The organism is Rhizobium sp. 007 (assembly GCF_015353075.1).
In the GTDB taxonomy this organism is placed as follows: domain Bacteria; phylum Pseudomonadota; class Alphaproteobacteria; order Rhizobiales; family Rhizobiaceae; genus Rhizobium.
The window spans coordinates 3,470,903-3,490,000 of record NZ_CP064187.1 but is presented as its reverse complement, the minus strand read 5'-3'; the positions used below and the strand labels follow the sequence as shown (position 1 = coordinate 3,490,000).

Genomic DNA, 19,098 nt, shown 5'->3' with positions numbered 1-19,098 from the left:
CGTCGCCAATCGTTTGGCGCCCTAGCGGAGCGCCTTCGGCGCGTGAGCGACAAGCATTGTCTTCTGAAGAAAAACAAAGTTTGCATCGTTTATGACGATGCCTGTTCTGCATATATCGTGAAGAGAAGATTGATCTGGAGGCTTCCAGGTGTTTTGGGTTTTGGCCCAGGGCGTCCGAAGCCGGTTCCCATGATGTCGTTGATGGTCTAGCCGACCGGAAACGAAAGAGGAGCCGGAGGTAGGAAGGAAGCTTGTCCCGAGGCATTGTTGTTGTTTGAAGGCTTTGGCTTTCATCTGACCGACGGTGCTGGATTGGCGTTGCCTGACCGCGCGCCACCGGATTTGATCTCGAGAAGCTGGTCTTAAGACAGACTGTGAAGCGAGCTGCTCGGCGTAGCTCCAATAAAGCAGATCTGTCGAACACGTCGATGGCATCATGAATTGTCCGGGTTGTAAAAGGTAACCTGGTCTCTGGCTGGCACGGCAATCGCAAGGTTGTCGGGATCCTGATCCAGTAAATGATGAGCATTGGCAATGAGAACGATTAAGTGTCGTAAGGGCATTTGGTGGATGCCTTGGCATGCACAGGCGATGAAGGACGTGATACGCTGCGATAAGCCGTGGGGAGCTGCGAATGAGCTTTGATCCATGGATCTCCGAATGGGGCAACCCACCTTAGATACTTGGGAAATCTGTTTTGTTGTCGGATCTTCGATCCGACGTTACGGCGAACGATCGCCGACGGCCTGTGGCCTGTATGGGAACTTCCCAATACAGCGCGGAGCGCGTCGCCGGTCGTCCGGCGCGCCCACGCAGCGCCGCACGGAATGTGCGGAACAAGCGTGAGTGAGAACCAAACAGGTTTCCAAGTATCGTTAATAAGGTATCTTACCTTCGAATAGGGGTAGGGGTAAGAAGCGAACGCAGGGAACTGAAACATCTAAGTACCTGCAGGAAAGGACATCAACCGAGACTCCGCAAGTAGTGGCGAGCGAACGCGGACCAGGCCAGTGGCAATGAGGAATAAAGCGGAACCATCTGGAAAGTTGGGCCGTAGCGGGTGACAGCCCCGTACGCGTAGAACACTCATTGTCCTAGAGTAGGGCGGGACACGAGAAATCCTGTCTGAACATGGGGAGACCACTCTCCAAGCCTAAGTACTCGTGCATGACCGATAGCGAACAAGTACCGTGAGGGAAAGGTGAAAAGCACCCCGACAAGGGGAGTGAAATAGAACCTGAAACCGGATGCCTACAAACAGTCGGAGCCTGAAAGGGTGACGGCGTACCTTTTGTATAATGGGTCAACGACTTAGTGTAACAAGCAAGCTTAAGCCGGTAGGTGTAGGCGTAGCGAAAGCGAGTCTGAATAGGGCGATTGAGTTTGTTGCATTAGACCCGAAACCGAGTGATCTAGCCATGAGCAGGTTGAAGGTTGGGTAACACCAACTGGAGGACCGAACCCGCATCTGTTGCAATAGATTGGGATGACTTGTGGCTAGGGGTGAAAGGCCAATCAAACTCGGAAATAGCTGGTTCTCCGCGAAATCTATTTAGGTAGAGCGTCGAGCGAATACCCCCGGGGGTAGAGCACTGGATGGGCTATGGGGACTCACCGTCTTACTGATCCTAACCAAACTCCGAATACCGGGGAGTACTACTCGGCAGACACACGGCGGGTGCTAACGTCCGTCGTGAAAAGGGCAACAACCCTGACCTCCAGCTAAGGTCCCCAAGTCATGGCTAAGTGGGAAAGGATGTGAGGATCCCAAAACAACCAGGATGTTGGCTTAGAAGCAGCCATCATTTAAAGAAAGCGTAACAGCTCACTGGTCTAAATAAGGGTCTTTGCGCCGAAAATGTAACGGGGCTGAAGCCATGCACCGAAGCTGAGGATGTGTAGCAATACACGTGGTAGCGGAGCGTTCCGTAAGCCTGTGAAGGGACAGTCGTGAGACATCCTGGAGGTATCGGAAGTGCGAATGTTGACATGAGTAACGATAAAGAGGGTGAGAGACCCTCTCGCCGAAAGACCAAGGGTTCCTGCTTAAAGTTAATCTGAGCAGGGTTAGCCGGCCCCTAAGACGAGGCGGACACGCGTAGTCGATGGGAACCACGTTAATATTCGTGGGCCTGGTGGTAGTGACGGATTGCTCAACTTGTAAGGTCTTATTGGATTGATCTTGCAGGGACGCGGTTCCAGGAAACAGCTCCACCGTATAGACCGTACCCGAAACCGACACAGGTGGTCAGGTAGAGTATACCAAGGCGCTTGAGAGAACTATGTTGAAGGAACTCGGCAAATTGCACGCGTAACTTCGGAAGAAGCGTGACCCCATTTTGGGCAACCAGGATGGGGTGGCACAGACCAGGGGGTAGCGACTGTTTATCAAAAACACAGGGCTCTGCGAAGTAGCAATACGACGTATAGGGTCTGACGCCTGCCCGGTGCTGGAAGGTTAAAGGGAGAGGTGCAAGCTTTGAACTGAAGCCCCAGTAAACGGCGGCCGTAACTATAACGGTCCTAAGGTAGCGAAATTCCTTGTCGGGTAAGTTCCGACCTGCACGAATGGCGTAACGACTTCCCCGCTGTCTCCAACATAGACTCAGTGAAATTGAATTCCCCGTGAAGATGCGGGGTTCCTGCGGTCAGACGGAAAGACCCCGTGCACCTTTACTATAGCTTTACACTGGCATTCGTGTCGGCATGTGTAGGATAGGTGGTAGGCTTTGAAGCGGGGACGCCAGTTTCCGTGGAGCCATCCTTGAAATACCACCCTTATCGTCATGGATGTCTAACCGCGGTCCGTTATCCGGATCCGGGACAGTGTATGGTGGGTAGTTTGACTGGGGCGGTCGCCTCCGAAAGAGTAACGGAGGCGCGCGATGGTGGGCTCAGACCGGTCGGAAATCGGTCGTCGAGTGCAATGGCATAAGCCCGCCTGACTGCGAGACTGACAAGTCGAGCAGAGACGAAAGTCGGTCATAGTGATCCGGTGGTCCCGCGTGGAAGGGCCATCGCTCAACGGATAAAAGGTACGCCGGGGATAACAGGCTGATGACCCCCAAGAGTCCATATCGACGGGGTTGTTTGGCACCTCGATGTCGGCTCATCGCATCCTGGGGCTGGAGCAGGTCCCAAGGGTTTGGCTGTTCGCCAATTAAAGCGGTACGTGAGCTGGGTTCAGAACGTCGTGAGACAGTTCGGTCCCTATCTGCCGTGGGTGTAGGAATATTGACAGGATCTGTCCCTAGTACGAGAGGACCGGGATGGACATATCTCTGGTGGACCTGTTGTCCTGCCAAGGGCATAGCAGGGTAGCTACATATGGAAGGGATAACCGCTGAAGGCATCTAAGCGGGAAACCCACCTGAAAACGAGTGTTCCCTATCAGAGCCGTGGAAGACGACCACGTTGATAGGCCGGGTGTGGAAGTGCAGCAATGCATGAAGCTTACCGGTACTAATAGCTCGATCGGCTTGATCGTTCTCATTGACAATGCTCATCAAAATGAGCCAGGCGATAAGAAGCAGCATACAAGCGCTTCCCCGCCAATGACGTGTTCAACAAAACGAAGTGAAAACTTCACCAGCTTCTCAAATCGTTGCGCTTCGCTGACCTGGTGGTTATGGCGGGGTGGCTGCACCCGTTCCCTTTCCGAACACGGCCGTGAAACGCCCCAGCGCCCATGGTACTTCGTCTCAAGACGCGGGAGAGTCGGTCGCCGCCAGGTCTGCAAAACGCAACAACAAAATCACAATCTTCTCAAAACAAAACAACGGCAATAAGCCGATATAAACCGGCCGCAACAACAGCGGTCCGTTCCGCTCAAAAAAACAATAACGCGGGGTGGAGCAGCCCGGTAGCTCGTCAGGCTCATAACCTGAAGGCCGCAGGTTCAAATCCTGCCCCCGCAACCAATGAGACTTGAATATTCTGCCCTTCAAGTCGCTTCATAGAAGCTCCTCCGCATACGCGTCGAGGAGCTTTTTCTTTTTGGCCTCCGTCTCAAGTTCGCCGGCGCGCAGCCGTTCCGTAAGCGTCCGGTGAATGTTTCTTTTCTGACGGGTGCAAAGCGGCGAAGTTACGGAATTAATTTGGTGATTAATTCCGGAGCGCCTTGTTCGGTCGGATCAAACAAGGCTTCGGGCACGAGGCCTTTTTCCTTGATAAACCAGACGAAGATCAGCCGGGTGAGCAGCCGGATGACGGCGATCTGGTTCGTATCCCCACGGTGACGGCCGCCTTGCTGAAGAGGGCTGAAGACTGCAAGTCCTAGTGCAAGCACTAGGGATAGTCTTATGACAAAGCAGCTTGTTGAGGTTATCACATCGGTCGAGCGACGTCGGCGCTGGTCTCGGGAGGATAAAGAGCGGCTGGTCGCGGCAACGTTTGAGCCAGGAGCCAGCGTGTCGGAGATCGCGCGATCTGCTGGTATCCATTCCGGCCAGTTGTTCCGCTGGCGAAAGGAACTGTGCCAGGTATCGGCGCCCTCAATCTCACGGTTTATCCCTGTCGAAGTTGTCGCGAGCTTGCCAGCGCCTGATGCGGTGGAAACGGCCCCGCCTGCACGGTCGCGCAAGAAGACGAGCATCGTGACGATCGAGCTTGGCCGCAGCCGGCGCCTTCGCGTCGAGAGTGACATTGACACCGAAGCCCTGGTTCGGATCCTCGATATCCTGGAGCGGCGATGATCCCGGTTCCGAGCGGCGTGAAGGTCTGGCTGGCAACAGGTTACACGGACATGCGAAAGGGTTTTCCCGGCCTTGCCCTGATGGTGCAGGAGACGTTGAAGCGCGATCCTCACAGCGGCCATTTGTTCTGCTTCCGCGGACGTCAGGGTGGATTGATCAAGGTGATCTGGCATGATGGCCAGGGTGCCTGCCTGTTCACCAAGAAGCTGGAACGGGGTCGCTTCTTATGGCCGTCGGCGGCCGATGGCACGCTGGTGATTACGCCGGCGCAGCTCGGTTATTTGCTCGAAGGCATCGATTGGCGGATGCCGCAAAAAACCTGGCGGCCGACGTCGGCTGGATGAGCAAAACCGCTGGCATGACGGGAGCGAATATGATTCCATCTCGTCATGACCGACGCGGCCGATCAGCTTCCCGACGACCTTGCCAGCGCTCACGCGATGATCCTCGCGGAACGTGCCGCCCGTCGTGAAGCCGAGGCCGTTGCTGCTCGTGCGCAAGCTGTGAACTCGCATTCCGATGCGCTGATCGCCCGGCTGAGACTGGAGATCGAGAAGCTCAAGCGCGACATCCATGGCAGCCGCTCGGAGCGGAAGGCCCGGCTTCTCGAACAGATGGAATTGCAGCTCGAAGAGCTGGAAGCCGACGCCAGCCAAGACGAACTGGCGGCAGAGATGGCGGCACGATCATCGACAGTCAGGGCCTTCGAGCGCAAGCGTCCATCGCGCAAACCGTTTCCCGAGCATCTGCCGCGCGAGCGCGTCGTCATTGCCGCGCCGACAAATTGCCCGTGCTGTGGCTCGGCCAGGCTGGCGAAACTGGGCGAGGACATCACTGAGACGCTGGAGGTAATCCCGCGCCAGTGGAAGGTGATCCAGACGGTGCGCGAGAAATTCTCCTGCCGCGAATGCGAGAAGATTACTCAGCCGCCTGCGCCCTTCCATGTGACGTCGCGTGGCTTTGCCGGGCCAAACCTGCTGGCGATGATCCTGTTTGAGAAGTTCGGTCAGCATCAGCCGCTGAACCGGCAAAGTGAGCGCTATGCCCGCGAGGGCATCGATCTCAGCCTGTCGACGCTTGCCGACCAGGTTGGCGCTTGCGCCGCGGTCTTGAAGCCAGTGCATGGATTGATCGAGGCACATGTGCTGGCTGCCGAGCGGCTGCACGGCGATGACACCACGGTGCCGATCCTGGCGACGGGAAAGACCGAAACTGGCCGCATATGGACCTATGTCAGGGATGACCGGCCGTTCGGCGGAACATCGCCACCGGCAGCCCTCTACTATGCCTCGCGAGATCGTCGCCAGGAGCATCCCGAGAGGCATCTCAAGACCTTCACCGGCATTCTGCAGGCAGACGCATACGGCGGCTACAATCCCCTGTTCAAAGTGGATCGCAATCCAGGTCCGCTGACGCAGGCGCTGTGTTGGGCGCATGCCCGTCGCAAGTTTTTTGTGCTTGCCGACATTGCCACTAATGCGAAACGGGGAAAGAACGCAGCAACGATCTCGCCGGCTGCGCTCGAAGCGGTCAGCCGCATCGACATGCTGTTCGACATCGAGCGCGAGATCAATGGCTTATCTGCCGGTGAACGACTGGCACGACGGCAACAAGACAGTCGTCCTCTCGTCGACGAGCTTGAGGAATGGCTTCGTTCTGAACGAACAAAGCTGTCGCGCAGCTCACCGGTCACCGAGCCCATCGATTACATGCTGAAGCGTTGGGAGGGCTTCACGTCCTTCCTCAACGACGGCCGCATCTGCCTCAGCAACAATGCTGCTGAGCGGGCCCTGCGTGGCTTTGCTCTCGGCAGAAAAGCGTGGCTCTTTGCAGGCTCTGACCGGGGTGCGGATCGCGCCGCCTTCATGGCGACGCTGATCATGACAGCCAAGCTCAACGACATTGATCCGCAAGCTTGGCTCGCCGACGTGCTCGCCCGCATCGCCGACACCCCCATCACTAAGTTGGAGCAACTGCTCCCTTGGAATTGGTCGGCCGTGGGGGCGATTGCCGAAAAGGCGGCGTGATCAAAGGACTGGATCGGCGATGGGATACCGCAACACCACGCTCTACACCCTTAAATATGTGGCTGAGATGCTCGACGAGGACGAGGACTTTCTCCACGATTGCTCTATCGAGATGTTCTCAGAAGATGGACGCTTGAGTGCCTACGACACCTATCCGGCATCTGAACTGAGCGAAACCATCGTCGTCTTCACTGAAGACGGAATCGATAATCTTCAGCACATCGTCAATGTACGTAGAGAAATGGGTGACGCTCCACCCAAGCCTGCCGCTATCAAACCGCCGGAGCCGTAGCTGCTGCGGCCTTCACCGGACGGGTACTCTGGTTCTGCGCCTCGAAGGCTTCCTTCTTCGCCTTGTCGGTTGCCTCGTTCTCGCGCGCCCGAACCGCGGCCGGAAACTCGACGATTTTCGTCGACCAGAAAAACCAGTTGGCCAGTTCGCGATAGAAACGGGTGTTCAGCGTCTGCGCCGACATCGAACCCGACCAAACGCCCAGCCGGGCCGGGCGCGCCGCCCAAGCACGATTGGGACGCCTTCGCCGGCGCGATCGCCCGGCGCGTCCACGATCACGGCATGCCGGCGAGCTAGGGCGAACTAGTACGCGATATGATGGATTGGTTCGCCGGTCGGGAGGATTTCCCGCCGCCCGACGAGCGGACAGTGCGGCGGAAAGTGTCGGCGATATGGAAGGAACTAAGGTGCGAGTGAGCTCAAAAACCCACTAGCCGTTTAGTCGGGCTTTACTTACGTGCAGCGTAACAACGACGCCGCTTTGGGGCCAGTCAAATGCGATGGTGCCCCCTAACTGACCTGCCATGCTTTTCGCGATCAGCTGGCTTCCGAACCCTGCGGGCCCCGTGGGAGCTACGACAGCGGGGCCACCTTCCTCCTTCCATACAATCACCACGTCCCTGTCATCGGCTTGGCACGAAACGTCAAGTGTGCCGGATGACTTTGACAGCGCACCATATTTAATCGAGTTCGTCGCCAACTCATGAACAACCAGCGCCAGCGTTGTCGCCGAGGCTTCTCCGACCAGCAGTTCCGGCACGGAAACTTTGACACGCGCGTTGAGCGGTCCATCACCTGTGTAGGGATCAAGAAGCACTGCGAGGAGATCGCCCAGCAGAGCTGCCTTCTTGGGTTCGCTGAGGACAGGACGGACAAGGTCGTGCGCGCGGCTCAAGGCAGTCAATCGCAGCGTCAGATCCCCCGCCATCTCGCTCGTCGTTTTCGACGTGCGTGCTGAGATTCCGGTAAGCGCCGACGCTATTGCAAACAAGTTCTTGACTCGATGCCCCATCTCACCCGCGATCATCTCGCGTGCTTCCTCAGCCATTTTGCGTTCTGTCACGTTCAGGAAGACGCCAAACATCACGCGACCTACGATGCCTTGATCATCCCCTCTCCCCCGGGCGGAAATCCACCGAACATCCGAGCCGTGCAAAATTCTGAAATCGACTTCGTAACCACCCAGAATGTCCCGAGTAGCGGAGAACGCGGCCCTCACTCGGTCGAGGTCCTCCGGGTGGATACGGGCCGAAAGGTCTCTGAAAGTGACGATGCCGCTGGGCACACCCCATAACTCGTGCGCGCGCTCGTCCATTGAAATCTGGTCAGTATCAACATTCCACGACCAGAGGGCCACGCCTGCGGCGTCGGTCGCTATACGAAGGCGATGGGCATCCCATACTGCGGTATCATGGTGCTGCGTAGATGGTGTCGTCGTCCCCGGAACCAACAGTTCTGTTAACGCTTTGCCCAAAGTCGAACCCTCGAATGGCTTCTGCAAGGTTGTGTAGGCTAGATAGTCCTTGTGAACCCGTTGCTTGTTATAGCCAGTTGAGAAAACGAACGGCACTCCGCGAGCCGCGAGCGCGTCGGCTATGGGATAGCTTTTCTCGCCATCGAGGTTGATGTCGAGCACGGCAGCATCGACAAAACCGTTTTCGATCAAGCTCAGCGCCTGGTCGACCCGTGCGGCGGGTCCAACTACACTGTAGCCCAAACCGGTCAGCATATCTTCGAGCGCCCATGCAACCATGACCTCGTCCTCGACAACGAGGATGCGCCGAGCGGATTCCAGGGCGCTCACGACGGCACCGGAGTATCGCCTTGCGCAGGCATTTTGATTTCACAAATCAAGCCCGAATGATCGAAGGAGAGATGAACGCTTCCGTTCAGTTCCTGCGCCAACCCGCGCTCGATCAAGCGCGATCCAAATCCCTTGTACTGAGGCGCCGCTACCGGTGGACCGCCCGACTCCCGCCAGCACAGACGGAGCTGACCTCCTTGCAACGGTTCGACGCTCCACTCAACCTCGACGAGCCCTGCATCCCGTTCCGATAGTGCGCCATATTGGACCGCGTTGGTCGCCAATTCATGGAAAACCATTGCGAAAGTTAGGGCAGCTTTGGGCCGCAGTCGAACATTTTCGCCCCTTAAGGCGAACCGGGAGTTGTGCCCTTTGTTGAAGCGGAAGGGCTCTAAAATTCGGTCGAGGACATCGCGAAGACCCACTCGATCCCAGTTCTCGTCACCGAGCAGGCTATTGACTTCGGAGAGGGCCAACACCCGCTTCTCGAGTTTGGCGATGACGTCATCATCGGCCATCCCCCGCAAGGTTTGACCTATGATCGCCAGTACGGTTGCGAGCGTGTTTTGCGTCCGATGGTTTAGTTCGTCGAGAAGAAAGCGAAGATGCTCCTGTTCTTGCCGGTGCTTCGTCAGGTCAACGAACGATACGAAATTTTGGTTGATCTCCCCGCGCTCGTCCCGAACCGGGCTTACAAAGACGGATGTCGGAATAATGCTTCCATCGTGGCGTTTGAGCCCTAGTTCCGCATCGCCGTCCGATGCGCCCTCAAATGCAGAACCCAACTGCTCCAGAGCGCGTGTATCGGAGTTCGGAGCAAGGAGAGACCTGAAGGTCTCTCCCAAAACATTATTTCGAGTGAAGCCGGTCAGGGAGAGAAAGCTGTCGTTCGCGAATATGATTGGCTGGTCATCTTTCTTTGCGTCGGTAAATACCATTGCCATTCGAGTTGTTTCAGCGGCAACGACAAACGGTCCAAGCTCCTGCTTGAATCCCTCAACCTCGGCCTCGGCGGCTTTCTGGCTGCCAGATCTGTCGGGCTCATCTTGCACGATGGCCCGCGCTTCCAGTATTCAAACGTTGGACAGCCTCTGGCCCCGACTCGGACTTTTCGAGCAGTCGCAAAGCTGCACGGATTACCTCGCTGGCGCTGCGGTAACGGCCATGTGCCAACATTGACATGACAAAGCGCTCCAATTCCGGAGTCAGGGAAACATTTCTAGTCTGCCGCACGGTCATAGAAAGTCCCACGTCGCGGGCGGCTGTGTGTCAAACGTTGCCACACGCTGTTTGTTCCGAGAGGTAGTTTCGGTCACCCTCAGCGCAGGGGGATGCCCTATAGGGACGTGCTTTCAGGGACGGCCGACGGCTTAGTAATTTTCGGCCCTTATGCCGCCGCTTCGGCCTGAACCAGCCTCGGCTTCGCCCGCAGCGTATCCCCGACCTGTTCAAGCCCGGCGCGCAGCGGATCATCGAGCAAGTGGGCATAACGCTGGGTGGTTTGCACCTGTGTGTGACCGAGGAGCTTGCCGATCATCGGCAGCGTCATGCCGCCCGAGACGAGCAACGACGCGAACGTGTGGCGAAGATCGTGGATGCGGACTGCGGGCAGTTCGGCCTTCGCCCGGACATCTTTCCAGAACCGCTTGATGTCCTGAAGCGGTTTGCCCTCAGCGTGGCGCGGAAACACCCATTCGCAATCTTCCGGCACTCGAAGCCGGATCGGGCGCAGCAGCGCTGATCGGCGCGCGATGCAGGCGGCGCTGTTTCGTGGTGGCCGCAGGCTTGATCCAAACGGCGGCATCGAGATCGAATTGATCCCAACGCGCGCCCAGCACTTCGCCGCGCCGCGCCGGTGAACATGGCACCAACGATAATCGGACAGAAGCGCGGCGGATGACGATGTATAACGGGGACCATCATGCAACACATTGACATCCTATGAGATGTCTATAAATTGCCTGTCATGCGACTTGTTCTGGATATCAATGTGATCGTGGCGGCGTTTCGCAGCCGCAATGGAGCGAGCAACTTGCTTCTGCGTTTCGCTGATCAAGGACTGGTGACACCACTTTGTTCGACAGCGCTGTTTCTGGAGTATGAGGCTGTGCTGAGTCGACTGGGAACCCGGCAGGCGACTGGCCACAGCCTTGAGGATGTCGCTTCGGTGATGAGCGCGCTTGCCGCCATTTCTGAGGGCGTCGATATTTCGTTTCGAACGCGCCCGATGCTGGCCGATGTCGCAGATGAAATGGTGCTTGAGGTTGCTTTGAACGGACAGGCCGAGGCCATCGTGACGCATAATGTCAAGGATTTCCGCCCGGCGCTCGGGCTGGGCGTCACCGTGATAACACCGGGAGAGATCGTCAGGAGACTGAACACATGACGCAGGCCCAACGCTACAAATATCCGCTGCAACTGCCGCAGTCGCTCAAGGAGACGGCGGCACGTCTCGCCATGGAGGACGGCGTGTCGCTCAATCAGTGGATCGTTTCGGCGGTCGCACAGAAGATCGGGGCCGTGGAGACGGCGAGCGAATTCCTCAAGGCGCGTGCAGGCACGATGAAGCGTGGTGCTCTGACAAGCTTGCTGGACAAAGCGCCGGATGTGCCGCCGCTGCCGGAGGACACCATTTGATACGATGAGCTACCGGAATGAGTCTGCGTAGGTATGTTCCGATGGTGGGGTGCATAATTAATAAGCCGGAATGTGTGCAGTTAAAGCCTTTTTTGGCTTGCTGGATTGGGCCGGTACGAATCCGCCCCCTCAAGACCACGCCGCTTCGCGGTGGTGCTGCGCACCAGCCTTGACCGGTCGGTTTCGTACCGGCGAAGGCTTCTGAAGCAGGAAAGGCGGGGCGTGCGCTGGCAGCCCCGCGCCAGCCGCAACGGCCCGGCGCAACTGCTGGCAGACCGGTGCATTGCCGAATGAGAGGAGAAGCTTGAAAATGACCGGTGCCGCCCTTTATGCCCGTTATTAAGCTGCGTCGGCCGCATGATCCGGTCACCGAAATCCGCGCCGCCGTGCTTGCGTCGCGGGGCTTGTCGTTGATGGTGCTGAAGCCCCAATCACGGCCGGTCGGGGCGGGGATGCCTTCCTTGTTGAGAGCGAAGGCGATGATCTTGGCCGACTTGCCGGCGGCATAGTCGCGGAAGATGCGGCGGACGACTTCGGCGTGGGCTTCGTTGATGGTCCGGCCGCGGATCGGCTCGCCATCGCCATCGAACTTCTTGACCACATCGTAGCCGTAGGAATTGCCCCTGCCGGACTTGCCCGCTTCGACGCAGCCGCATTGGCCGCGGCGCGTCTTGTCGGCCAGATCCTTGAGGAACAGCGCGTTCATCGTCCCATTCAGGGCGACACGCAGATGCGAGACCTCGCCTTCGGACAGGGTGAAGATCTTTACGTCGGAATAGGACATGCGTTTGAACAGGCCGGCAATATCCTCCTGGTTGCGCGACAGCCGGTCCATTGCCTCGGCGAGGATCAGGTCGAAGCGGCTGCGTGTGGAGTCTGCGATCAGCGCCTGGATACCAGGACGGAGAAGGGAGGCGCCGGAGATCGCGTGATCGGTATATTCCTCGATAACGCGCCAGCCCTGCTTCTCGGCATGAAGCCGGCACATGCGAAGTTGGGAATATCCGGCGGCGTTCGGAGTAGCCAGGCGTGCAACAGAAGGGTGTTGCGCGACATCGGTGGCGATAGCATAGCGAAATAGCCTGCGAAATGCGCGAGCGGTTCGCGCTTGCGGATATACAGCGTCAACGTGCCGAGAAAGCCATGCCGAAAATGATCCGGTTTCCATTCTCGCTTGCTCCGACAGCGTACCATCTGGCAGAAGACGACTGACATTGATGTCCGATTTGCCGGAACCCATCTCCCATGGCGCGTAAATCTGCAATTTCCATCGATACGCTAACAGAGCTTGGAGCGAAAAGCTTGCACGGCTGGTGCTGGATGAGGCTGAACGCGACGCCTCGTTCCGCAAACTGGTGTCGGCCGCGCTTGCCGCCCGGAAGGGTCCGGAGGCGATTGCGAAACTCGTGGATCGCAGGCTCGGTGGACTGGAAAGGGCGCGGGGCTTCATCGACTGGGACAAGGCGCGAACTTTTCGCGACGATCTGGCGGCGACGGTTGTAACCATCTCGGGCGAACTGGGTGGAAGCGTCACCCGCCATGGCCATCGACCGACTGTTACGGTTCATCGCCACGCACGAACGGGTGTTTGAGCGGATCGACGATTCCTACGGCCATGTGCAGGACGTCTATCATCAGGCGATCGCGGAGCTCGGCCAATTGACACCGAAGCTGGAAGAAGAGATCGGTCTGCTGCCGGAGAGAATCGTGGAGGCGCTGGGTGACAGCAGCCACGGCTATCTGGTCGATGTGGCGCATGAGGTGGTAGACCATCAGCCGAAGGAGGTCTTGCGCAAGTGGGATGCCGATCTGGCAGTCCTTCAACAGGAGCAGGAAGCGAAGGATGCGAAATCGAAAGACCGCTATGTCTTCTCGAACGCCTCGCAATACCGGGATATAAGGCAACTCATTGCTCACGTGCTCGGCGATCTGGACGGGTTGATCGCTCTTGAGGAAAAGAAGCATCCGAACTTGCAGGATACGATCGGCATGGCGGAACACCTGCTGGAGGCGGGCAGGGCGCAAGAAGCGTTCGGGTGGGTTCGACGTGAGAAAACCGGTGGACTGAAATATGTGTCGGCGTCCGACCTGGCAGACGGCATGATGCCGCAAGAGGCGACCTCATCGGAGCGGGTGAGCCTTGAGGCGAGGATACTGGAAGCGATTGGCGAAAAGGATGCGGCCCAAACGCTGCGATGGTCGGCGTTCGAGACATCGCTGAATGCCGGTACGTTGCGGGAATATATCGCCGCCCTGCCGGACTTCGAGGAGTTCTCGGCGCTCGACCGGGCTTTCGCCCTTGTTCTCGCGTCGAAACATATCTATCGGGCGCTGGCGTTTCTGGTGGAGTGGCCGAGGCTCGACCTCGCCGCGAAACTGGTGATCGAACGCCGAAATGAATGGGATGGAGGACAGTATTACATGCTACCGCCGGTGGCCGACGCCCTGCAGCACGATCACCCTCTGGCCGCCGTCGTCCTCTATCGCGCGCTTCTCAACGATATTCTCTCTCGCACTCGCTCGAAGGCCTATCCACATGCGGCGCGTTATCTAAAGAAACTGGATGCGCTTGCCGCCAGTTCAGACGCCGAGGCCACTACCGTCAGCGGGATATGTTCCCATACTTATTATAGTGCCGGTCTGCAAAAGTCCCATGGTCGAAAATCCGGCTTCTGGGCGCTCGTGAAACGAAACTGAAGTTCTCATTGCTCCTGTTCACAAGACTGCACTTCAACAGGAGTTATCCTTGCGTCCGGCCGCTTCGCCATGGCCGAAGGTGGACTTGGCTTACAGCTTGTGCCGTGAAGAAAGGAGCCCATTCGCGAGGGTGAGCACTAAAAGGCGCGCGGCTATCGCTGGTCGACCGCTCCGACGGCGGCCCGCAATCCTGGTACGTGGAATTGCCGGAAAGAAGCCCGGCGCGGAACTCCATTTCTCGACCTACACCATGTCTAAAGTGCCAGCTTCGGTATGCGGCGCTCGGCCAATCGCAGGAATCGTTGGTTGTGAGCCCCCGCAACCAAAGCTTACGACAAATTCAATGGGCTTCGAGGAAACTCGGAGCCCTTTTTGCGTTCGGAATTCCCTCAAGCAAAAGCTAGCATAAAAAGCATAAATCCCCGGTCAGCGATGCATTCACCCATACACCCCGTCTAGCGATCGCAGGTCAGCGGTTTATCCGTGACTAAGCGATTCCAGGAATTAGATCAGGTTTGTGAAGTTCTATGTCTGCTACCGTGTCTAGTCATAGGCCAGAAGCACCGACGTATATTTTGCCCGCCAGACGTCAAGTCAGGCGGTTGCCCCTTCGATCAGCTCAAATCCGAGATCGACGACCTGGGATGGCGCATTATTGACGACAAGCTGTGCGGCCACCTTTCCGGTCTCAACGCGCGGGGTGCGGATGGTCGAGAGCGGTTGCGGCGTTGCCCGGCCGATATCGAGACCGTTATAGCCGAAAATGGCAAGCTGCGAGGGGATCGATATTCCCCTTGCGAGACAATGAAAATAACCACCAAGCGCCATGTCGTCGTTCGAAAAATACACCGCATCGAGATCTGCGGTCCGGGCGAGCAAGCGTTCCAGCCCCAGTCTGCCGTTCTCCACGGATGATCCCCCCGCGAGAATTTCGCGATCGGCGAGGGTCGCATCGCTAGCGGCGAGCGCTTCGCAGAAGCCGGAAAACCGCTTGCCGGCGCGGGTATCGCGGTTCAGGTCGTGACCGACATAGCCGATGTGGCGATAGCCCCGCTTTAGCAGGAAAGCAGCACTTTCCCGTCCGGCAGCACGGTTGGAAAAACCGACCGCCATGTCGAGAGCATCACCGTCCAGATCGAGCAGTTCCACGATCCGGCAACCGCTCGCGCGCAATCTCTTTACGGTGCCGTCAGTGTGCTCGTATCCCGCCACCATGACTGCCGCCGGCCGCCAGGAGAGCATCGCGGCGGTCAGGGCTTCCTCCTTCTCCGGATCATAGTCGCTGACGGAGAAAACCGCCTGGTATCGGTTTTCCTCCAGAATGGTGCTGGCGCCTCTCAGGACGTCGGGGAAGACGATGTTTGAAAGCGATGGGACGACGAAGGCAACAAGACGCGAACCGGTGGAGGCGAGAGTTCCCGCGATCCGGTTCGGTACATAACCCAGCCGCTCGACCGCTGCCATGACCCGATCCCGCGTCTTGTCGGAAAAGGAACCGTGGTTGCGCAGCACGCGTGATACAGTGCTCTCGCCGACCCCGGCCGCTTCTGCGACCTCGGCAAGCGTCACTGTAGCCTGATGTTTGAATTCCACGGTCATGCTTGAATCCAACCCTGGCGGCTGCCTCAGTGGCGGGCGATGAGAATCCACCGTGCCACCATTTTTCACCGCTTTCACCAAGAAGCAAGTTCCTTTTTGGCAGCGCTGCCAATTTGCCTATTGGCAGCGCTGCCAATATGGTCTAAATAAAATGGCAGCGCTGCCAACATCGGCCGGCGTACCGCGGAAGGAGATTTGCGGTAAACCCTTGGAGGAAATCATGACGCTGCAAACGCAGGCGCCAGTCGATGGCGTGTACCCCGCACAGGCGGTGGAGGATCGTGCATATGGCAAGGTATTCTGGCGAATCGTCCCTTTTTTGATGCTGTGCTACGTGGTCGCGTATCTCGACCGCGTCAATGTCGGCTTCGCGAAGCTCCAGATGGCGAGTGAACTCGGCCTGTCGGAAGCGGCCTATGGCATCGGCGCAGGCATTTTCTTCATCGGGTATTTTCTATTTGAAGTGCCCAGCAACGTCATCATGAACAAGGTTGGCGCGCGGGTGTGGATGGCCCGTATCATGGTCACCTGGGGCCTCGTTTCCGCCGCTTTCATGTTCACCTCGTCGGAAACCGTCTTCTATATCCTGCGTTTCCTTCTGGGCGTTGCCGAGGCGGGATTTTTCCCCGGCATAATCTTGTACCTGACGTCGTGGTATCCGGCGCACCGCCGCGCCAAGATCATTACCACGTTCATGTCCGCGATCCCGATATCCGCCATCTTCGGTAATCCGCTTTCGGGCCTGCTGATGGACAGCTTCCACGGAACGCACGGTCTTTCCGGCTGGCAATGGATGTTCCTCATCGAAGCCATTCCGGCCATCCTTTTCGGCGTCGCCACGTACTTCTACCTCGATGATACGATCCGTGCCGCCAAATGGCTGGACGAAGACGAAAAGGCGGTGCTGACGGCCAATATCGAAGCGGAGAACCGAGCCAAGGTCTCGAGCCCCCACAGCATTGCCGAAACACTGACGGATCGCCGCGTCTGGCTGATGTGCCTTATCTATTTCTGCTTCGTGCTCGGGCAGTACGGACTGAATTTCTGGATGCCGTCCATTGTGAAGGCCTCGGGCGTAACCGGAAATCTGAATATCGGCCTGATTTCCGCGATCCCCTACATCTGCGCTTTCGTTGTCATGCTGGCGCTCGGACGCTCCTCCGACAGGTTGCGCGAACGGCGGTGGCACCTCGTCATTCCCGCCCTCATTGCGGCCGGCGGTTTTGTCGCAGCAACGACGGCTGCAAGCACGACAGTCGCCATTGCCTGCCTCTCGCTCGCCACCGCAGGCGCCATCAGTTGCGCACCCCTCTTCTGGTCCCTTCCGACGGCTTTTCTCGTCGGTACGGGTGCGGCCGCCGGCATTGCCTGGATCAATTCGGTCGGAAATCTCGCCGGATTTCTCGGGCCGTTTCTGGTGGGTTATCTGAAGGACCTCACCGGCAGCAACAGCACGGGCATGTATTTCCTGGCCGCAGCGCTCGTCGTCGGCTCGCTGGCCGTGCTGGCGGTTCCCGGAAAAACCGTCAATCGCTAAACCTTCCAAGCTGCCGCCCTCCGGAGATCTACGGCTCGAAGGGGGGCGGGCCTGCTAGATTTTCAAAAACCTGGAGAATATCGTCATGGCATCGCATGCTGAAAATCTGGGACAGACGGTCGCTGCCGTGATCGGCCTCGGCTCCATGGGGGCCGGCATGGCCCGGTCGATGAAGCGCGCGGGCCTCGACGTCGTCGGCTATGACATCGCTCCTGCCGCCATCGATCGCTTCGTCGCGGATGGCGGGCGTGGCGCAGCCACGCCCGCCGACGCGGTTCGGGGCGCTGACATCATCGTTTCAGTCGTCGTAAACGGCGCGCAGACCGCGGCCCTATTGTTTGGTGCCGAAGGTGTCGCAAGCCTAATGAAACCAGGAGCGGTATTCATTTCTTCGGCGACAATGGATCCTGCCGTCGCGCGAGACCTGGCACACCAGGTGGAAGCCATCGGCCTACACTACCTCGACGCGCCAATTTCCGGCGGCGCGGCAAAAGCGTCGAGCGGCGAGCTGACGATCATGGCGTCCGGCTCCAGGCTTGCCTTCGAAGCGGCTCGCCCGGCCCTCGATGCCATGGCCGCCAAGGTCTATGAACTTGGCGATGCGGCTGGCACAGGGGCAGCCTTCAAGATGATCAACCAACTCCTTGCCGGCGTGCACATCGCAGCTGCCTGCGAAGCGATCGCCTTCGCTGCCAAGCAAGGCCTCGATCTCGATAAGGTCTACGAGGTGATCACGGCGTCGGCCGGCAATTCGTGGATGTTCGAAAACCGGATCCCGCATGTGCTGGCGGGAGATTATACGCCGCTCAGCGCCATCGAGATTTTCGTCAAGGATCTCGGCATCGTTCAAGACATGGCGCGTTCGGAGCGTTATCCGGTACCGTTGGTGGCGGCCGCCTTGCAGATGTACCTTGCCGCTTCAGGCGCCGGTATGGGCCGTGACGACGATTCCTCGCTCGCCCGGCTCTATGCCCAGCTCTCAGGTGCGAAATTGCCTGGCACAGTCAAAGAGTCGCGATAAAGGAGGTAGGTATGCCCATTTTCGCGGCCAACCTGACGATGATGTTTAACGAATGGTCGTTCCTCGATCGCTTCAATGCTGCAGCGGATGCCGGATTTGCCGCCGTCGAATATCTTTTTCCCTATGAAGCCCCGCCGGAAGCGATCGCCGAACGGCTAACCCGCAACAACCTGCGGCAGGCACTGTTCAATCTGCCGCCGGGTGATTGGATAGCGGGCGAGCGTGGTATCGCAGCTCTTCCTGGGCGGTTCGACGAATTGAAGTCTGACGTGGAACGGGCACTGGACTATGCGGCGGCGACCGGCGCAAAGCGGCTGCATTTGATGGCAGGGCTTGTCGAGCCCTCTGATACAGAGGCCGCAACCTGCTATCGGCATTCCGTGGCCTACACTGCGGCGCGGCTCGGAGAGAGCGGTATCGATCTGTTGATTGAGCCCATCAACGGACGAAACATGCCGGGATATTTCCTCAATGATTTCGGTGCCGCTGAGCGGTTCATCACCGACCTCGGCCTGCCCAATCTAAAGCTTCAGTTCGACGTCTATCACCGCCAGATCCTGCATGGCGACGTGGTCATGGGGTTGCGCCGGCTGCTGCCGATGACCGGCCATATCCAGGTTGCTAGCGTGCCGTCGCGCAATGAGCCGGACGGGGAGGAGCTAAACTATCCCTATTTGTTCGAGGAAATTGACCGGCTCGGTTACGGCGGCTTTGTAGGCTGCGAATATATCCCCCGGGGCCAGACGCTGGACGGCCTCGACTGGTTCAGACCTTTTGCAAGGAGCTAGCG

At 58.2% G+C, this 19,098-nt stretch carries 18 protein-coding genes, 1 tRNA gene and 2 rRNA genes; 13 read left to right on the top strand and 8 right to left on the bottom strand.

What is annotated here, in order from left to right; all coding sequences use genetic code 11:
- The first annotated feature begins 542 nt into the window (after positions 1-542).
- From ISN39_RS17075 to ISN39_RS17065, 3 genes are all read left to right on the top strand, one after another.
- Positions 543-3,487: ribosomal RNA gene (locus ISN39_RS17075) — 23S ribosomal RNA — on the top strand.
- Positions 3,488-3,618: 131 nt separating this feature from the next.
- A 5S ribosomal RNA gene (gene rrf, locus ISN39_RS17070) occupies positions 3,619-3,733 on the top strand.
- A gap of 110 nt (positions 3,734-3,843) precedes the next feature.
- Positions 3,844-3,920 (top strand) — tRNA-Met (locus ISN39_RS17065).
- A gap of 164 nt (positions 3,921-4,084) precedes the next feature.
- On the opposite strand, the gene ISN39_RS36465 is transcribed toward ISN39_RS17065, so the two are convergent.
- Positions 4,085-4,594: a hypothetical protein gene (locus ISN39_RS36465; protein WP_246763247.1), complete on the bottom strand. Its 510-nt coding sequence runs from the start codon at positions 4,592-4,594 to the stop codon at positions 4,085-4,087.
- Between the two features lie 96 nt (positions 4,595-4,690).
- Between ISN39_RS36465 and tnpB the strand changes: the two genes are divergently transcribed.
- Genes tnpB through ISN39_RS17040 form a run of 3 tightly spaced genes read left to right on the top strand, consistent with a single transcriptional unit; the run spans position 4,691 to position 7,013 of the window.
- Entirely contained in the window at positions 4,691-5,038 is a 348-nt protein-coding gene (tnpB, locus tag ISN39_RS17050; RefSeq protein ID WP_194727742.1) for an IS66 family insertion sequence element accessory protein TnpB, read from the top strand.
- Between the two features lie 45 nt (positions 5,039-5,083).
- Positions 5,084-6,721, top strand: coding sequence for an IS66 family transposase (locus tag ISN39_RS17045; RefSeq protein WP_194727743.1), 1,638 nt, complete (start codon positions 5,084-5,086; stop codon positions 6,719-6,721).
- A 19-nt stretch (positions 6,722-6,740) separates the two neighbouring features.
- The gene (locus ISN39_RS17040; RefSeq protein WP_194727744.1) at positions 6,741-7,013 is read left to right on the top strand and encodes a hypothetical protein; all 273 of its coding nucleotides are present in this window, start codon (positions 6,741-6,743) and stop codon (positions 7,011-7,013) included.
- Here the strand turns inward: ISN39_RS17040 and ISN39_RS17035 are convergent.
- The 5 genes from ISN39_RS17035 to ISN39_RS17015 all read right to left on the bottom strand — a co-directional run bounded on the left by ISN39_RS17035 (position 6,994) and on the right by ISN39_RS17015 (position 10,747).
- Positions 6,994-7,197 carry a hypothetical protein gene (locus ISN39_RS17035; protein WP_194728294.1) on the bottom strand — a complete coding sequence of 68 codons (204 nt, stop codon included), beginning with the start codon at positions 7,195-7,197 and terminating at the stop codon, positions 6,994-6,996. The genes ISN39_RS17040 and ISN39_RS17035 overlap by 20 nt on opposite strands.
- Positions 7,198-7,443: 246 nt before the next feature.
- Positions 7,444-8,817, bottom strand: a complete 1,374-nt coding sequence (locus ISN39_RS17030) for an HWE histidine kinase domain-containing protein (protein WP_194728293.1) — start codon at positions 8,815-8,817, stop codon at positions 7,444-7,446.
- The gene (locus tag ISN39_RS17025; protein WP_194728292.1) at positions 8,814-9,869 is read right to left on the bottom strand and encodes an HWE histidine kinase domain-containing protein; all 1,056 of its coding nucleotides are present in this window, start codon (positions 9,867-9,869) and stop codon (positions 8,814-8,816) included. Before ISN39_RS17025 ends, ISN39_RS17030 begins: the two co-directional genes overlap by 4 nt.
- Positions 9,859-10,056, bottom strand: a complete 198-nt coding sequence (locus tag ISN39_RS17020) for a type II toxin-antitoxin system ParD family antitoxin (RefSeq protein ID WP_194728291.1) — start codon at positions 10,054-10,056, stop codon at positions 9,859-9,861. Before ISN39_RS17020 ends, ISN39_RS17025 begins: the two co-directional genes overlap by 11 nt.
- Before the next feature lie 148 nt (positions 10,057-10,204).
- Positions 10,205-10,747 (bottom strand): tyrosine-type recombinase/integrase, encoded by a 543-nt coding sequence (locus tag ISN39_RS17015; RefSeq protein ID WP_246763246.1) that lies wholly within the window; start codon positions 10,745-10,747, stop codon positions 10,205-10,207.
- Positions 10,748-10,783: 36 nt separating this feature from the next.
- Between ISN39_RS17015 and ISN39_RS17010 the strand changes: the two genes are divergently transcribed.
- Positions 10,784-11,203 (top strand): putative toxin-antitoxin system toxin component, PIN family, encoded by a 420-nt coding sequence (locus ISN39_RS17010; protein ID WP_194728290.1) that lies wholly within the window; start codon positions 10,784-10,786, stop codon positions 11,201-11,203.
- Entirely contained in the window at positions 11,200-11,454 is a 255-nt protein-coding gene (locus tag ISN39_RS17005; protein ID WP_194728289.1) for a toxin-antitoxin system HicB family antitoxin, read from the top strand. Before ISN39_RS17010 ends, ISN39_RS17005 begins: the two co-directional genes overlap by 4 nt.
- Here ISN39_RS17005 and ISN39_RS37910 read toward each other — a convergent pair.
- Entirely contained in the window at positions 11,360-12,442 is a 1,083-nt protein-coding gene (locus tag ISN39_RS37910; RefSeq protein ID WP_348651960.1) for a recombinase family protein, read from the bottom strand. The genes ISN39_RS17005 and ISN39_RS37910 overlap by 95 nt on opposite strands.
- A gap of 268 nt (positions 12,443-12,710) precedes the next feature.
- On the opposite strand from ISN39_RS37910, the gene ISN39_RS16995 reads away from it, so the two are divergent.
- Together ISN39_RS16995 and ISN39_RS16990 are read left to right on the top strand one after the other, a co-directional pair.
- The gene (locus ISN39_RS16995; protein ID WP_348651973.1) at positions 12,711-13,046 is read left to right on the top strand and encodes a DUF6880 family protein; all 336 of its coding nucleotides are present in this window, start codon (positions 12,711-12,713) and stop codon (positions 13,044-13,046) included.
- On the top strand, positions 12,994-14,151 hold the full coding sequence (locus tag ISN39_RS16990) for a DUF6880 family protein (protein WP_194728287.1): 1,158 nt from the start codon (positions 12,994-12,996) through the stop codon (positions 14,149-14,151). Before ISN39_RS16995 ends, ISN39_RS16990 begins: the two co-directional genes overlap by 53 nt.
- Before the next feature lie 594 nt (positions 14,152-14,745).
- Here the strand turns inward: ISN39_RS16990 and ISN39_RS16985 are convergent.
- On the bottom strand, positions 14,746-15,744 hold the full coding sequence (locus tag ISN39_RS16985) for a LacI family DNA-binding transcriptional regulator (protein WP_194730244.1): 999 nt from the start codon (positions 15,742-15,744) through the stop codon (positions 14,746-14,748).
- Between the two features lie 226 nt (positions 15,745-15,970).
- On the opposite strand from ISN39_RS16985, the gene ISN39_RS16980 reads away from it, so the two are divergent.
- The 3 genes from ISN39_RS16980 (at position 15,971) to otnI (ending at position 19,096) form a co-directional block, all read left to right on the top strand.
- Positions 15,971-17,287, top strand: a complete 1,317-nt coding sequence (locus tag ISN39_RS16980) for an MFS transporter (RefSeq protein ID WP_194728286.1) — start codon at positions 15,971-15,973, stop codon at positions 17,285-17,287.
- A gap of 85 nt (positions 17,288-17,372) precedes the next feature.
- On the top strand, positions 17,373-18,308 hold the full coding sequence (gene ltnD / locus ISN39_RS16975) for an L-threonate dehydrogenase (protein WP_074069792.1): 936 nt from the start codon (positions 17,373-17,375) through the stop codon (positions 18,306-18,308).
- Positions 18,309-18,319: 11 nt separating this feature from the next.
- Entirely contained in the window at positions 18,320-19,096 is a 777-nt protein-coding gene (otnI, locus tag ISN39_RS16970; protein WP_194728285.1) for a 2-oxo-tetronate isomerase, read from the top strand.
- Positions 19,097-19,098: the final 2 nt, after the last annotated feature.